Genomic DNA, 15468 nt, shown 5'->3' with positions numbered 1-15468 from the left:
CCGGGCCTCGCGGGCCGACCCGTGACCGCCCCCGGCGCGATGCGTGCCGGGGGCGGTTCCATGTTCAGGCTGACCTGCGGGTCGCCGCCCGGTCAGGCGGCGGCTCTTGCTCGGCCGGCGGGTCGCTCCTGCTGAGACGATGTTCAGGCTCGGCCGTCGGGGCCGCGGCTTGATCGGACAGCGTCAGGCTCGGCTGCCAAGTCGCCGCCCGGTCAGGTGGCGGTCAGTTGTGGGTGGCGTTACTCCTGGTGCTCGCGCTCCGGGTTCGACCGGAGGCTGCCGGCGTGGGCCTTCAGCGACGGATTGCGACCGGATTTGATCAGGCTGGCCACCGTCGTCACGACCAGGATCCCGATGATCACCGCGAGGGAGACCGGGGTGCCGACCTCCGGCACCGAGTCGCTCAGGTCCTTGTGCGCCCAGTGCAGCACCAGCTTCACGCCGATGAAGGCGAGGATCACGGCGAGCCCGGTGGACAGGTAGACCAGGCGGTCGAGCAGGCCCTTGACCAGGAAGAACAGCGCACGGAGGCCGAGCAGGGCGAACGCGTTGGCGACGAAGACGATGTACGCCTCCTCGGTCACGCCGAACACGGCGGGGATCGAGTCGAGGGCGAACAGGATGTCCGTGCTGCCGATCGCGAGCAGGACCAGGAACAGCGGGGTGACCATGCGCTTGCCGTCGATGCGGGTGATCATCTTGCCGTCGACGTAGTCCTCGGTCACCGGCAGCAGCCGCCGACCGGCTTTGACCAGGGCGTTGTCCTCGATGCTGGGGTCCTCGTCGCGGTGCCGGAAGAGCTGCACGGCGGTGTAGATCAGGATCAGCCCGAAGATCAGGAACATGAACGAGAACAGGTTGAGCAGCGTCGCCCCGAGCGCGATGAAGATGACCCGCAGGACCAGGGCGATGATGATCCCGAAGGTGAGCACCTCCTGCTGGTAGCGCTCCGGCACGGCGAACGTGCTCATGATGATCACGAAGACGAAGAGATTGTCGACGGACAGGCTCTTCTCGACGATGTAGCCGGCGAAGTACTCAGTGCCGAAACCCCAACCGGCGACGTTCGCGAAGACCAGCCCGAAGGCGATCGCGACGGCGATGTAGAAGATCGACCACCCCGCGGCCTCGCGGAAGCCGACGACGTGCGGACGCACCACCCCCAAGGTCAAATCGAGGGCGAGCAGGGCGACGATGACACCTATCGTCAGGGTCCAGCCGAGCGCGGTGACCTCAAGCATGCTCAAAGGATCCCCAAAGTTCCTGCAAAGAATGCCCGGAACTCCCTGGAAGATCCCTGTGGGTCACCCTGTCGCAGCAGGTCCCGGTCGCTGTGGGTCCCTCTGACCCCGATTCCGACGGTACGGCGTGAAGCTACCGCGGCGCCGGAAATGGTGGAGCGCGCCGGACCAGGGGAGAGGTTGATCGGTCCGGCGCGCTCGGCTCTGCGCCCCGCGTCAGCTGGTGCTGACCGTGGTCGTGGAGTGCTCGTGACGACGGTGAGCACCAGCCGGGAGGGGAGCTGCGGGGTCAGGCGGTGACGAAGGAGCGCTTGGCGAGGCCCATCCAGAAGCCGTCGATGGGCTGCTCGGGAGCCTTGTCCGGGGTGCCGGAGGCGCCGAGTGTCAGGAACATCGGGGCGAAGTGCTCGATGGTGGGATGCGCATACGGCATCCCGGGCGCGACGGCCCGGAAGTCCGCCAGCTCGTCGACGGCACCGCGGGCGAGGGTCTCGGAGGCCCACGCGTCGAACTCGCGGGACCAGCCGGGGGCCGCCGCGTTAGGGCTCCAGTCGCGAAGGAACGGCAGACCATGCGTGGTGAAGCCGGACCCGACGATCAGCACACCTTCGTCACGCAGCGGCGCGAGGCGGGCGCCGAGCTCCAGGAGCCGGTCGGGTTCGAGGGTCGGCAGCGACATCTGCAGGACCGGAATGTCCGCTTCGGGGTACATCACCGTGAGGGGGACATAAGCACCGTGATCAAGACCACGACGGGTCCGGGCCACGGTCTCGCCGTCGGGCATCAGCGCGGCGACCTGGTCCGCTAGAACCGGGGCACCTGGGGCGCGGTATTGCACCTCATAGTAACGCTGGGCGAACCCTCCGAAGTCGTACACAAGGGGCACGGTGTCGGTCGCGCCGAGCATCAACGGGGCCGACTCCCAGTGCGCGGAGGCCATCAGGATGGCTTTCGGGCGGGGCAGGGCGGCGGCCAGATCACGCAGCTGCGCGACCCAGGTGGGGTCGTCCACCAGGGGCGGCGCGCCGTGGCTGAGGAACAGGGTGGGGATCCGCACGGTGACCTCCGTTGAAACTTCAACTAACTGACCACCACCGTACGCCAAGAAACTTGATCCTTCAACTATCCGCAGGGAAACTTACTCTGAGTAGTATTCGATCTTGAATAGTGACGCTCCGCCACTGTGATCAACTCGTGCTTCGACGTCGATCGAGATTTCTGAGTCGTTAAGCCGGCGTTGACACCCCAGGTCCCGCCGGGTTATTGATCGACGCTCGAAATCGCTGGCTGGCAGTGTGATCAACTTCGTCCACGGTGGATTCGACATTTGTCGCATCTGGACGTTGCGAGAAACGATCGCGTTTGGCAGGCTACACGCGGTCGCGCTACGGGGAGCGCAACGTCATTGCTTCGTGGTTTCTCACCTTGATTACGCACGGTGATTTGCGCGGGCATTCCCATAGCGTCGAAAGGAGAACGAGCCGTGGCGTCACCGCCGCAGCTACCGCCCGCGGATGATCTCTACCTGACCGCGCACGACACGATCCGGGGCAAATCGCTGCTGTCCCCGGCGACGCTCGGGCTCGGTCTCGGTGCCGCGTTGCTGGGCGAGCTCATGTTGTGGCGCCGCATCGATCTGGTCGAGACCGAGCTGATCGTCATCGACGAGCGCCCGACCGGGGATGCCGCCACCACCGCCCTGCTGGAGCAACTCCGGCGGGAGGCCGGCCAGCACGGGGTGCGCAACTGGGTCGCCTACCTCTCCACCGGCATCGCCACCGACCTGGTCGAGCGCCGCCTCGCCCGGGGCGGCCTGATCAAGCGGCAGGAGAAGCGCGGCCTGCTCGGGACCAAGATCTCGTTCGTGCCGGCCGACTCGATGACCGCAGGCTGGCCCGCCACCCGCATCCGCACCAAGGTCTCCCGCGACGAGCAGCTCGACGTGGCCGACCTGTTGCTGGCCGGCCTGATCCTGGCCACCGGCCTGGACCAGCACGTGCTCGCCACCCTCAACGCCCGGGACCGGGCCCGCCTGTTCGACCAGTTCCGCCGGCTGTTCCCGGCGATGCTGCAGCAACTCGTGGCGCACGCCGAGGCCGCTGTCGGCGATGCCGTGATGGCACGCCGCGCCTGACCTTTCGCTTTGCCCCCTCACCCCTCATAACTATGGAGATTCGCGTGTCTTCGACCGCAACCCAACCCTCGGAGAGTCAGCTCTCCAACGCGCTGGCCCGTAACCGGCTCGGCGTCGCCGCCGTCGTCTTCTTCGTGATGTCCGCGGCCGCCCCGCTGACCGTGGTCGCCGGCGTGGTGCCCACCGGTCTCGCGGTCACCGGCCTGACCGGCATCTCGATCGCGTTCATCGCGGTCGCGCTGGTCCTGGCGATCTTCTCGGTCGGCTACGTCGCGATGGCGCGGCACATCTCCAACGCGGGCGCCTTCTACGCGTACGTCTCCCGGGGCCTCGGCCGCCCGGTCGGCGTCGGCGCCTCCTGGGTCGCACTGCTCGCCTACAACATGTTCCAGGTCGCCTCGTACGGCGGTTTCGGCGCGATCGCCCAGCCGCTCTTCGTCGACTGGTTCGGCATCGACGCCCCGTGGTGGGCGTTCGGCCTGGTCGCCTGGGCGATGGTCGCCATCCTGGGCGTGCGCGACGTCGCGGTCAACGGCAAGGTCCTCGCCACCCTGCTGGTCGCCGAGATCGCGCTGACCGTGGTCTTCAGCATCGCCGAGATCCTCTCCGACGGTTTCCAGGCCTCGTCCGCACCGGTCGACGTGTCCCAGCTGACCGGGGCCGGCGCCGGCGCGCTGCTGGTCATGGCGATCACCGGCTTCGTCGGCTTCGAGCAGTCGGTGGTCTTCTCCGAGGAGTCGCGCGACCCGAAGCGCACCGTGCCGCGGGCCACCTACATCGCGATCGCGCTGATCGCCGTCCTCTACGCGTTCGCGTCCTGGGCGATGATCTCCGCGGCCGGCGCCGACAAGGTCGTCGCCCGGGCCGGCGAGGAGGGCCCCGAGCTCTTCTTCAACCTGGCCTCCGGCCCGCTCGGCAGCATCGCGCTGCACCTGGGCCACATCCTGTTCCTGACCTCGCTCATCGCCGCGATGATCTCGTTCCACAACATCATCTCGCGGTACATGTTCTCGCTCGGCCGGGAGGGCGTGCTCCCGCGCCTGTTCGGCCGGACCGTGCCGGGCACCGGCGCGCCCAAGAACGGCTCGCTCGCCCAGTCCGCGGTCGGCCTCGTCGTGATCGTGGCCTACGCGGTCGCCGGCTGGGACCCGCTGGTCCAGCTCTTCTTCTGGGGCGGCACCGGTGGTGGCCTCGGCGTCCTGCTGCTGATCACGCTCACCGCGTTCGCGGTCATCGGCTACTTCGCCCGCAACCCGGAGGGCGAGGACGTGATGCACCGCGTCGTCGCCCCGGTGGTCGGCGCGGTCCTGCTGGTCATCGTGTCCTACCTGGCCCTGGACAACATCGCCACGCTGCTGGGCGTCGAGCCGGGCAGCACCACGGCGATCGTCGTGCCGTCGTCGTTCGGTGTGGTGCTGATCCTCGGCATCATCTGGGGCCTGTTCCTGAAGAGCTCCAACCCGCAGGTGTACGCCGGGATCGGCCTGGGCGCGAGCAGCGCGACCAGCACCGGCGGCGGCGGGTTCGCCGCGGCCCTGAACGAGGCGAACGACCCGAGCCACGGAGGGCACCGCTGATGACCGAGTTCACCATCCGGCCGGCCCGCGCGGACGAGCTCGCCGCGATCGGCGCGCTGATCTCGCGCTCGTTCGACCACCTGGACGCCGACGCGTACCTGGTGCCGGTCCCCGAGGACCGCGAGCGCATCATGGCCGAGTTCTTCACGCTGGAGACCGAGTACGCCTTCAGCCACGGCAAGGTCGAGGTCATCGACCACCCGGACGGTGGGTACGCGGCCGCCGCCGTGTGGTACGACCGGGTCGACCCGCTGCCCGAGTTCCCGGGCTACATGGAGCGGCTGACCGCGTTCGCCGGCGAGCACCTGGAGCGTTTCGGCGCGCTGGGTGAGCTGTTCGAGAAGAACCACCCCACCGACCAGCACTGGCACCTGCAGTTCCTCGCCGTCCGGCCGGACCTGCAGGGCCACGGCCTGGGCGGCAAGCTGATGAAGAACGTCCACGACATTCTGGACGCGCAGGGCCTGCCGGCGTACCTGGAGGCCACGAACGAGAACAACGTGCGGTTGTACCGGCGCTACGGCTACACCGACATGGACCCGTTCGCGATCCTGCTGCCGGACGGCACCCCGTTCTTCCGGATGTGGCGTCCCGCCTCGTAGCTTCACCATCCGATCAGGGGGTACGGCGTCACGCCGTACCCCCTCGTCGTTTCTCCCCAGCTATTGACGTGGACGCAGTCGGAGTCATTGCATGTAAACCAGGTCTACTCAGCGTCGCCGGATGAGCACCAGGTGCTGACGGGCCCGGTTCATCGCGTCCGTGTCTGAACGACCGGAGGGACGACCATGCCTGTCCATGAGGTCCTGACGATGGGGCGCATCGGCGTCGACCTCTATCCGGAGCAGGCCAGCGTGCCGCTCGGGGAGGTGCGGACGTTCGCGAAGTTCCTCGGCGGCAGCCCGTCCAACGTGGCGGTCGCGGCGGCCCGGTACGGGCGGCGGGCGGCGGTGATCACCCGGGTCGGCGCGGATCCGTTCGGTGAATACCTGCGGGTGGCGCTGCGCGGGTTCGGGGTCGACGACTCGTTCGTCGGGACGGTTGCCGGGCTGCCGACGCCGGTGACCTTCTGCGAGATCTTCCCACCTGATCACTTTCCGCTCTACTTCTACCGATACCCCAAGGCCCCGGATCTGATGATCTTCCCGTCCGAATTGGATCACGGGGCGATCCGGGCGGCGGCCGTCTTCTGGGTCACCGGCACGGGGCTGAGCGCCGAGCCGTCCCGCGAGGCGACCCTCACCGCGCTGCGACGGCGCGACAGATCCGGCATCACCGTCGTCGACCTCGACTGGCGACCCATGTTCTGGACCGAGAACCCGCGACCCTGGTACGCCGAGGCGCTGCGCCACGCCACGGTGGCCGTCGGCAACCTCGACGAGGTGGAGATCGCGGTCGGCACCCGGGACCCGGAGCGGGCCGCCGCCGCGCTCCTGGACCACGGCGTCGAGCTCGCCGTGATCAAACAGGGGCCGGGCGGGGTGCGGGCTTACACGCGCGGCGCGACGGCGTACGCGCAAGCCTTGGAGGTGAAGGTCGTGAACGGGCTGGGCGCGGGCGACGCCTTCGGCGGCGCGCTCTGCCACGGCCTGCTCTCCGGCTGGGATCTCCCGGAGACGATCCGGTTCGCCAACGCCGCGGGCGCTCTCGTCGCCTCCCGGCTGGCCTGCGCCGACGCCATGCCCACCGAGCCCGAGGTCCGGGACCTGATCCGAGCCGGTCATGGCTGAGGCCCGGGTCAACCCGGTGGTGCCGCGCGGCTCGACCGCCGAGCGTCCGTTCGACGTGGTGGTCAACCCGGAGAACGCCGGCTGGGCGCACAGCGGCCTGCGCGTCGTCCGGCTGCCGGTCGGCGGGCGGGTCAGGTTCGGCACGGGCGGCGACGAGATGCTGGTCCTGCCGCTCTCCGGGGGCTGCGACGTGGCCTGTGACGACGAGCGGCTGACGCTCACCGGGCGGCGGTCGGTCTTCTCCCGAGTGACCGATTTCGCCTACCTGCCGTGCGGCGCCGAGATCACCCTGCGGGCGCCGAACGGTGGACGGTTCGCGCTGCCCGCCGCCCGCGCGAGCCGTCAGCTGCCCTTTCGGTACGGCGCGGCCGAGGACGTGCCGGTCGAGCTGCGCGGCGCCGGGCCGGCGAGCCGCCAGGTGAACAACTTCTGCACGCCCGAGTCGTTCGAGGCGGACGCGCTGATCGCGGTCGAGGTGCTCACGCCCGGCGGCAACTGGTCGTCGTACCCGCCGCACAAGCACGACGAGCAGAGCGACGACGAGTGCCGCCTCGAGGAGATCTACTACTTCGAGGTGGCCCCGTCGCCGTCCGGGCAGCCGGGCTGCGGCTACCAGCGCGTCTACGGCCAGGCGGACCGGCCGATCGACGTCTGCGCGGAGGTGCGCAGCGGGGACGTCGTGCTGATCCCGTACGGCTGGCACGGCCCGTCGATGGCCGCGCCGGGCTACGACCTCTACTACCTGAACGTCATGGCCGGCCCCGGCGAGCGGCGCTGGCTGATCCGGGACGACCCGGCACACGGCTGGGTCCGTGGCGGCTGGGCGGTCCAGCAGATCGACCCACGGCTGCCGCTCACCACGGCCCGCGAGCGGAGGCGAACGTGACGTACCGGCTGACCGTCGCGCAGGCGACAGTGCGGTTCCTGGCCAACCAGTTCACCGAGCGCGACGGGATCCGGCAGCGGGCCGTCGCCGGGTTCCTCGGCATCTTCGGGCACGGCAACGTGGCCGGAATCGGTCAGGCGCTGCTGCAGGCGCAGCGCAGCGGCTCACCGGAGATGCCGTACCGCCTGGCCCGCAACGAGCAGGCCATGGTGCACACCGCTGTGGGCTACGCCCGGATGCGCAACCGGCTGTCCACGATGGCCTGCACCGCGTCGATCGGCCCGGGCTCCACCAACATGCTCACCGGCGCGGCCCTCGCGACGGTCAACCGGATCCCGGCGCTGCTCCTGCCCTCGGACGTCTTCGCCACCCGCGTCGCCACGCCGGTGCTGCAGGAACTGGAGGACCCGCGCGCCGGCGACGTGTCGGTCAACGACGCGTTCCGCCCGCTGTCGCGGTTCTTCGACCGGGTGTGGCGGCCGGAGCAGCTGCCGCAGGCCCTGCTCGGCGCCATGCGGGTGCTGACCGACCCGGCCGAGACCGGCGCGGTTACCGTCTGTCTCCCGCAGGATCTCCAGGCCGAGGCGTACGAGTTCCCGGACGAACTCTTCGCCGAACGCGTCTGGCACGTGACCCGTCCGGCGCCCGACCCGCTGGCGGTGGAGCGCGCCGCGGCGGCGATCCGCGGCGCCCGCCGTCCGCTGATCGTCGCCGGTGGGGGAGTGGTCTACTCCGAGGCGTCCGCACAGCTCGACCGGTTCGCGCGGGAGACCGGCATCCCGGTCGCCGACACGCAGGCCGGCAAGGGCGCGCTCAGCTGGGATCATCCGTTCGCGGTCGGCGGGATCGGGGCGACCGGCAGTCCCGTCGCGAACCGGCTCGCCGGGCACGCCGACGTGGTGCTGGGCATCGGCACCCGGTACTCGGACTTCACCACGGCGTCGCGCACCGCGTTCCGCCATCCGCAGGTGCGCTTCGTGAACCTCAACGTGACCTCCTTCGACGCCGGCAAACTCGCCGCGATCCCGCTCGTCGCGGACGCCCGGGCCGGGTTGCAGGCGTTGCGCCCGGCGCTGCACGGGCGGCGCTTCACCGGTGACTTCCACGACGACGTCGCCGCGTGGAACGCGACGGTCGACCGTGCGTACCGCAGGAAGGGGGGTGAATTGCCGACCCAGGAGGCGGTGATCGGTGTCGTGAACGACGCGTGCGGCGCCCGTGACGTGGTGGTCCAGGCGGCCGGCAGCATGCCCGGTGACCTGCAGCGGCTGTGGCGGGCGCGGGACCCGAAGCAGTACTGCGTGGAGTACGGCTACTCGTGCATGGGCTTCGAGATCGCCGGCGCGCTCGGGATCAAGCTGGCCGACCCGTCCCGCGAGGTGTACGCGCTGGTCGGCGACGGCTCCTACCTGATGATGGCGCAGGAGATCGTCACCGCGATCGCCGAGGGGGTGAAGCTCATCGTGGTGCTGGTGCAGAACCACGGCTTCGCCTCGATCGGCGCGCTCTCCGAGCAGGTCGGCTCCCAGCGGTTCGGCACGAGCTACCGGTTCCGGAGCGCGCAGACCGGCGACTACGACGGCGCGCTGCTCCCGGTCGACCTGGCCGCCAACGCCGAGAGCCTGGGCGCGGCCGTGATCCGCTGCCGGACGACAGCCGACCTCGCCGACGGCCTGAAACGCGCCCGCGACGCGGACACCCTCACCGTGGTGCACATCGAGACCGACCCGCTCGCCGGCGGCCTGTCCTCCGAGTCTTGGTGGGACGTCCCGGTGGCCGAGGTGGCGACCCTGCCCAGCACCCGGCACGCCCGCACCGGTTACGTCGAGGGCAAGCGTGACCAGCGCCACCACCTGCGACCCGGAGGTCAGTGAGATGCGCCGTCTGAAGCTTGGCAGCTGCCCCGACTCTTGGGGCGTCTGGTACGCCGACGATCCCCGGCAGACGCCCTGGTCACGGTTCCTGGACGAGCTGGCCGTGGCCGGTTACCGCTGGCTGGAGCTCGGACCGTACGGCTACCTCCCGACCGATCCCGCCGAGCTGGCGGAGGAGCTGGACGCGCGCGGGCTGCGTTGCGCGGCCGGCACGGTCGGCGGGGTCGGCGGACCGCACCGCAACTTCCGCGAGGTGGTCGCCGAGACCCGTCGCGTCGCCGAGCTGACCCTGGCCGCCGGCGGGCGGAACATCGTGTTCGTGCCGGTTCCGGGCTACCGCGACGACGCGACCGGCGGGTACCTGGAGGCGTCCGAGCTCGGGCCGGAGCAGTGGCGGGCGCTGCTGGACAACACGAACACGCTGGGCCGGCTGCTCGCCGAGGAGTACGGGCTGAGCCTGCGCTTCCATCCGCACGCCGACTACCAGGTGGAGAACCAGCGCCAGGTGGAGCGGCTGCTCGACGGGACCGACCCGCGGTTCGTGTCGTTGTGCCTGGACACCGGGCACCTGGCGTACCGGCGGGCGGACGTGCTGGGACTGATCCACGGGTACCCGGAGCGCGTCGGTTACGTCCACCTCAAGCAGATGGACCCGGCCCTGGCCGCCCGCGCCGAGGCCGAGGACCTGGCGTTCGGGCAGGCCGTCGCGCTCGGGGTGAGCGTCGCCCCGCCGGCCGGCGCGCCCGACGTCCCGGCCGTCCTGGGCGCCCTCGCCGACCTCGATGCGGACCTGTTCGTCGTGGTGGAGCAGGATATGTACCCGGTTGACTTTGATCTTCCTCTGCCGATCGCCACGCGAACGCGCAGATATCTCGAAGAGACTGGAGATTTCGCATGAGGCCTTTCCTCGCCGCCGCAGCGGTGGCGGTCCTCTCCCTCGCCGCATGCAGCGACGGAGGCCGGCAGGAGACGAACTCGGACACCTCCGGTGGCGGCAACGCCGCGGGCAGCTCCGGCTACACGGTCGCCTTCGTCACGCACGAGACGCCCGGTGACACGTTCTGGGACAAGGTGCGCGCCGGCGCCGAGCAGGCCGCCAAGGACGAGGGTGTCACCCTGAAGTACTCGAACGACCCGGACGCCGGCAAGCAGGCCCAGCTGATCCAGAGCGCGGTCGACGCCAAGGTCAACGGCATCGCGACCACGCTGGTGACGCCGGACGCGCTGGCCGGGGCGGTCAAGTCGGCCACCACGGCGGGCATCCCGGTCGTCGGGCTCAACGCCGGCATCGACCAGTACCAGAAGCTCGGCGCGCTGATGTACTTCGGCTCCGACGAGACCGTGGCCGGCACCAGCGTCGGCCAGCGGATCGCCGCGGCGGGCGCCAAGCACCCGCTCTGCGTGATCCACCAGACCGGCTCGGTGTCCCTGGAGGCCCGCTGCGCCGGCGTCAAGAGCGCTGTTCCCGGCACCGAGAACCTGCAGGTGAACGGTGCCGACGACAGCGCCGTGACGACGACCCTGCAGGCCAAGCTGGCGCAGGACAAGTCGATCGACTACGTGGTGACGCTCGGCGCGCCGGTAGCCCTCGACGCGATCAACGCCAAGCAGCAGGCGTCCTCGCCCGCCAAGATCGTCACGTTCGACCTGAACCAGGAGATGGCCAAGCGGATCAAGGACGGCTCGGTCGAGTTCGCGATCGACCAGCAGCCGTACGCGCAGGGCTACATGGCGGTCAGCTCGCTCTACCTCTACCTGAAGAACGGCAACGACCTCGGCGGCGGCAAGCCGGTGCTGACCGGCCCGTCCTTCGTCGACAGCGCCAACATCGACAAGATCCTGCCGTTCACCGAGAAGAACACCCGATGACCGTCGCCACCGCCGAGCCACGGACGCGCACCCGGCCGGTCCGGCTGGGTGCGCTGCTGGCGCGTCCGGAGGTGGGCGCGCTCGCCGCCGCCGTGGCGATCTTCGTGTTCTTCCTGCTGGTCGCGCCGTCGTTCCGGTCGTCGGCGTCGTTCTTCACGGTGCTTTACCAGTCGTCGACGATCGGGATCGTCGCGGTCGGCGTGGGGCTGCTGATGATCGGCGGCGAGTTCGACCTGTCGGCCGGGGTGATGCCGATCAGCGCCGGCCTGGTCAACTCGATGTTCTGCTGGTACTTCGGGGTCAACCTGTGGGTCGGCGCCGTGCTGTCGCTGGCGTTCTGCCTGGCCGTCGGGTTCCTGAACGGCTGGCTCGTGATGCGCACCGGCATCCCCAGCTTCCTGATCACGCTCGGCACGTTCTTCGTGCTCCAGGGCGCGAACCTGGGCGTGACCAAGCTGGTCACAGGCTCGGTCTCGAGCAGCGACATCAGCGCGATCGACGGTTTCGCCTCGCTCCAGAAGGTGTTCGCGTCCAGTTTCACGCTCGGCTCGGCGACGGTCTGGATCACCGTACTGTGGTGGATCCTGTTCGTCGCTCTGGCGGCCTGGACCCTGCAGCGGGCCCGGGTCGGCAACTGGATCTATGCCGTCGGCGGCTCCGCCGACAGCGCGCGGGCGGTCGGCGTCCCGGTGGTCCGCACCAAGATCGGCCTGTTCATGACCGTGTCGTTCCTCGGCTGGTTCGTGGGCATGCACTCGCTCTACCGCTTCAACACGCTGCAGGCCGGCAACGGCGTGGGCAACGAGTTCCTCTACATCATCGCGGCGGTCGTCGGCGGCACGCTGCTGACCGGCGGTTTCGGCAACGCGATCGGCGCCGCGATCGGTGCGTTCATCTTCGGGATGACGAGCCTGGGCATCGTGTACGCCGGCTGGGACCCCAACTGGTTCAAGGCGTTCCTCGGCGTGATGCTCCTGCTGGCGGTGCTGGTCAACACGTACGTGAAGCGTCTCGCGACGAAAGGACGGCCGTCGTGACCGACACCCTGTCCGAGCACGCCGACCGTGGGCTGCGCCGCGGCGAGCAGCTCGTCGACCTGGCCGGCGTGGGCAAGAACTACGGTCCGATCCGCGCCCTGCACGGGGTGGACCTGCACGTCCGGGCCGGGGAGGTGACCTGCGTGCTCGGCGACAACGGCGCCGGCAAGTCCACCCTCATCAAGATCATCTCGGGGTTGCACCCGCACACCTCGGGCACCCTGACGGTGGACGGCGTCGAACGGCGGCTCGGCTCCCCGCGCGAAGCCCTGGACCTCGGCATCGCCACGGTCTACCAGGACCTGGCCGTGGTCCCGCTGATGCCGGTCTGGCGCAACTTCTTCCTCGGCTCCGAGCTGGTCGCCGGGCGCTACCCGCTGGCCGGCATGCGGATCCGCGACATGCGGCGGATCGCGGACGAGGAACTGCGCAAGATGGGCATCACCGTGGCCGACATCGATCAGCCGATCGGCACGCTCTCCGGCGGTCAGCGGCAGTGCGTGGCGATCGCCCGGGCCGTCTACTTCGGCGCCCGGGTGCTGATCCTCGACGAGCCGACCGCGGCGCTCGGCGTGAAACAGTCCGGCGTGGTGCTCAAGTACATCGCCGCCGCCCGCGACGCCGGGCTCGGGGTCGTCTTCATCACCCACAACCCGCAGCACGCGTACCTGGTCGGGGACCACTTCGTGATCCTCAAACGGGGCGGGACCGTCCTCGACGCCGCGCGTGGCACCGTCACGCTGGAGGACCTGACCACCCAGATGGCCGGCGGCGACGAACTGGCCGAGCTCTCCCGCGAGCTGGAACGCCAGTGACCCGGGTCGGGGTGGTCGGCGCCGGCATGATCGGCCGCGATCATGTCCGGCGGCTGACCTCGGTGATCTCTCGCGTGACGGTCACCGCCGTCGCCGACGTGGACGCCGGCGCGGCGGCCCTGGTGGCAGCGTCCACCGGAGCCGCCGTGCACCCCGACGGGCTCGCCGTGATCGCCGCCGCGGACGTCGACGCGGTCGTCGTCTGCTCCTGGGGCGACACCCACGAGGAGTACGTGCTGGCGGCGATCGCGGCCGGCAAACCCGTGTTCTGCGAGAAGCCGCTGGCCACCAGTCCCCAGGCGTGCCTGCGCATCGTCGAGGCGGAGGCCGCGCGCGGCACCCGGCTGGTCCAGGTCGGCTACATGCGGCGCTACGACGCGGCGTACCGGGCGCTGAAGAAGGTCCTCGACAGCGGCGCCATCGGCGCGCCACTGATGATGCACTGCGCACACCGCAACGCCGCCGTCCCGGACTTCTACCGCCCCGAGAACATCATCACCGACACCGCCGTGCACGAGATCGACATGGTGCGGTGGATGTTCGGCACGGAGATCACCGCGGTCCGCGTGCTGCGCCCCCGCGCCAGCCGCAACGCGGGCGCCATCCCCGACCCGCTGCTGCTGGTGCTCGAACTCGCCAACGAGGTGCTCGTCGACGTCGAGATCTCCGTCAACGCCCGATACGGCTACGACATCCGCGGCGAGATCCTGGGTGAGAACGGCACCGCCGCGCTGGGAGATCAAAACCCGATTACGGTACGCCGAGCCGGGCACCTGACCAGCCCCGTGCCCGCCGACTGGCGCGAGCGGTTCGGCCCGGCCTACGACGTAGAACTACGCGAGTGGGTGGCCGGTCACATGCCCGACGCCCCCGGCGCATGGGACGGATACGCCGCCTCAGTCGTCTCGGACGCGGCGGTCCAGTCCCTGCGAACCGGCGAACGAGTACCGATCACACTCGCGGCCCGGCCCAAACTCCACTGACTCGTGGCCAAATCAGATCCCCAGCGGTCACCTTGCTCACCTCAGAACTCTTCACTCGGCATGTAGTGAAGAAAGCGTTGTAAGGTGGCTCGAAGAAAGACTGAACCACGCGTTGAAAGACACTCTGAAATCCCGGTGGACCACGCCCGCCAGACACCTTCCGTCCACAGCAACAAACAGCAGGAATGATAGCTCTAACCTGAACCATCGCCCGGTGACCACAGCGCACCCGGCGGCATCCCACCTTATCGAGTGCCACCTTGACCACCATCACACACCAACCCACCAAAACAATGAAAAGCCCAGCTCGCCCACGGCCGGGCGCGAGTTGCGAGCTGGGCGCGAGTAGCGGGCTGGCGGGTGCGGGTGCGCTGGGCGCAACCTGCGGGCTGGCGGGTGCCGGTGGGCTGGGCGCGAGTTGCGGGCTGGCGGGTGCGGGTGCCGGTGGGCTGGGCGCGAGTTGCGGGCTGCCGGTTGCGGGTGCGGGTGCGGGCGCGCTGGGCGCAAGCTGCGGGACGGCGGGCGTCGGCACGCAGGGCGCAAGCTGCTGGCTGGTGGGTGTCGGCGGGCCGGGCACGTGCTGCGGCGATGGTGGTGTTCCAACGGGAACTCGTTCTACCGAGGGCGCAGCAACCGAAAACGGCGGGCGCGGGGCAGGATCCGCTGTCTGCGGCGGAGCGGGGACCGCTGGCACGGCCTGCCGCAGTTGATCCTCACCAGCGGTGACAGCCGCCCACGCCGCCGAAGCGCTCCATCCTGACCGAACCAGCTTCCGTGTATGACGCTGACGCAAACCCCAAGCGCGATGCCGCTCATGCTCACGCCGGAACTCCTCGCGCTCCACCGAATAGTTGCGCGACAGGGTGCGATCCCGCATTCCCGCGAGCTCGCTCCGGCTGAACAACGACATCTGCGCCACCATTAGATTATCCCCCTCCCGAAACGCTGATGTAAGCATCGGGACGCACCAAAAGATAATTCCCATTGGTGGTGCTGAAAAGGAGATGAATGCCGGAAAGCGCGGATCCTGTGCGGCGGCCGGCGACGCGACGCTCCGGGCAAGGTGCCGGGTGCGAGGCCGAGTCCAGGCGGTCGGCGCCGCCTGTGTGACGCCGTGGCCCTGGCCTGGCGCCGGGTCGGCCGCGGTCCGGGTTTCGGCATGTGGTCGGCGCGGCTGGCTCAAGCTTCGGCGGGTGGCCGGCCGTGGCTCGGCTGCGACGGATGGCCGGCGGCGGCTCGGCTTCGGCGGGTGGCCGGGGGCGGGAGTGTCACCGCCGACGCCGTTGGCGACGGTGACACCCGGTCCCGGACGGGGTGCCCCC

General features: G+C 69.8%; 13 protein-coding genes. 11 read left to right on the top strand and 2 right to left on the bottom strand.

The window, feature by feature from the left end:
* Positions 1-239: 239 nt before the first annotated feature.
* On the bottom strand, positions 240-1241 hold the full coding sequence (locus tag Acy02nite_RS13655) for a TerC family protein (RefSeq protein ID WP_203740489.1): 1002 nt from the start codon (positions 1239-1241) through the stop codon (positions 240-242).
* A gap of 289 nt (positions 1242-1530) precedes the next feature.
* Positions 1531-2298 carry a dioxygenase family protein gene (locus Acy02nite_RS13650; RefSeq protein WP_203740486.1) on the bottom strand — a complete coding sequence of 256 codons (768 nt, stop codon included), beginning with the start codon at positions 2296-2298 and terminating at the stop codon, positions 1531-1533.
* A 426-nt stretch (positions 2299-2724) separates the two neighbouring features.
* Between Acy02nite_RS13650 and Acy02nite_RS13645 the strand changes: the two genes are divergently transcribed.
* The 11 genes from Acy02nite_RS13645 to Acy02nite_RS13595 all read left to right on the top strand — a co-directional run bounded on the left by Acy02nite_RS13645 (position 2725) and on the right by Acy02nite_RS13595 (position 14146).
* Complete coding sequence (locus tag Acy02nite_RS13645) at positions 2725-3375, top strand: GOLPH3/VPS74 family protein (protein WP_203740484.1); 651 nt, start codon at positions 2725-2727, stop codon at positions 3373-3375.
* Between the two features lie 44 nt (positions 3376-3419).
* Complete coding sequence (locus Acy02nite_RS13640) at positions 3420-4952, top strand: APC family permease (RefSeq protein ID WP_203740482.1); 1533 nt, start codon at positions 3420-3422, stop codon at positions 4950-4952.
* A complete protein-coding gene (locus Acy02nite_RS13635) occupies positions 4952-5554 on the top strand; it encodes a GNAT family N-acetyltransferase (RefSeq protein WP_203740480.1) in 603 nt (200 codons plus the stop codon). The genes Acy02nite_RS13640 and Acy02nite_RS13635 overlap by 1 nt, the downstream gene beginning before the upstream one ends.
* A 186-nt stretch (positions 5555-5740) precedes the next feature.
* The gene (gene iolC, locus Acy02nite_RS13630) at positions 5741-6682 is read left to right on the top strand and encodes a 5-dehydro-2-deoxygluconokinase (protein WP_203740478.1); all 942 of its coding nucleotides are present in this window, start codon (positions 5741-5743) and stop codon (positions 6680-6682) included.
* The gene (gene iolB / locus Acy02nite_RS13625; protein WP_203740477.1) at positions 6675-7568 is read left to right on the top strand and encodes a 5-deoxy-glucuronate isomerase; all 894 of its coding nucleotides are present in this window, start codon (positions 6675-6677) and stop codon (positions 7566-7568) included. Before iolC ends, iolB begins: the two co-directional genes overlap by 8 nt.
* Positions 7565-9442 (top strand): 3D-(3,5/4)-trihydroxycyclohexane-1,2-dione acylhydrolase (decyclizing), encoded by a 1878-nt coding sequence (gene iolD / locus Acy02nite_RS13620; RefSeq protein WP_203740475.1) that lies wholly within the window; start codon positions 7565-7567, stop codon positions 9440-9442. The genes iolB and iolD overlap by 4 nt, the downstream gene beginning before the upstream one ends.
* Position 9443: 1 nt before the next feature.
* Positions 9444-10340, top strand: coding sequence for a TIM barrel protein (locus Acy02nite_RS13615; protein ID WP_203740473.1), 897 nt, complete (start codon positions 9444-9446; stop codon positions 10338-10340).
* A complete protein-coding gene (locus Acy02nite_RS13610; RefSeq protein WP_203740471.1) occupies positions 10337-11311 on the top strand; it encodes a sugar ABC transporter substrate-binding protein in 975 nt (324 codons plus the stop codon). Before Acy02nite_RS13615 ends, Acy02nite_RS13610 begins: the two co-directional genes overlap by 4 nt.
* On the top strand, positions 11308-12348 hold the full coding sequence (locus Acy02nite_RS13605) for an ABC transporter permease (protein WP_203740469.1): 1041 nt from the start codon (positions 11308-11310) through the stop codon (positions 12346-12348). The genes Acy02nite_RS13610 and Acy02nite_RS13605 overlap by 4 nt, the downstream gene beginning before the upstream one ends.
* Entirely contained in the window at positions 12345-13163 is an 819-nt protein-coding gene (locus tag Acy02nite_RS13600; RefSeq protein WP_203740467.1) for an ATP-binding cassette domain-containing protein, read from the top strand. The genes Acy02nite_RS13605 and Acy02nite_RS13600 overlap by 4 nt, the downstream gene beginning before the upstream one ends.
* Positions 13160-14146, top strand: coding sequence for a Gfo/Idh/MocA family oxidoreductase (locus Acy02nite_RS13595; RefSeq protein ID WP_203740464.1), 987 nt, complete (start codon positions 13160-13162; stop codon positions 14144-14146). Before Acy02nite_RS13600 ends, Acy02nite_RS13595 begins: the two co-directional genes overlap by 4 nt.
* Positions 14147-15468: the final 1322 nt, after the last annotated feature.

This window comes from Actinoplanes cyaneus (genome assembly GCF_016862095.1).
Lineage (GTDB): Bacteria > Actinomycetota > Actinomycetes > Mycobacteriales > Micromonosporaceae > Actinoplanes > Actinoplanes cyaneus.
This window is presented reverse-complemented; position numbering and strand designations above follow the sequence as displayed.

Bases quoted from the DNA above. Each gene is read 5' to 3' on its own strand.
- Acy02nite_RS13615 (WP_203740473.1), top strand. From the start codon at position 9,444: ATGCGCCGTCTGAAGCTTGGCAGCTGCCCCGACTCTTGGGGCGTCTGG.
- iolB (WP_203740477.1), top strand. From the start codon at position 6,675: ATGGCTGAGGCCCGGGTCAACCCGGTGGTGCCGCGCGGCTCGACCGCC.
- Acy02nite_RS13605 (WP_203740469.1), top strand. From the start codon at position 11,308: ATGACCGTCGCCACCGCCGAGCCACGGACGCGCACCCGGCCGGTCCGG.
- Acy02nite_RS13655 (WP_203740489.1), bottom strand. From the start codon at position 1,241: ATGCTTGAGGTCACCGCGCTCGGCTGGACCCTGACGATAGGTGTCATC.
- iolC (WP_203740478.1), top strand. From the start codon at position 5,741: ATGCCTGTCCATGAGGTCCTGACGATGGGGCGCATCGGCGTCGACCTC.
- Acy02nite_RS13635 (WP_203740480.1), top strand. From the start codon at position 4,952: ATGACCGAGTTCACCATCCGGCCGGCCCGCGCGGACGAGCTCGCCGCG.
- Acy02nite_RS13610 (WP_203740471.1), top strand. From the start codon at position 10,337: ATGAGGCCTTTCCTCGCCGCCGCAGCGGTGGCGGTCCTCTCCCTCGCC.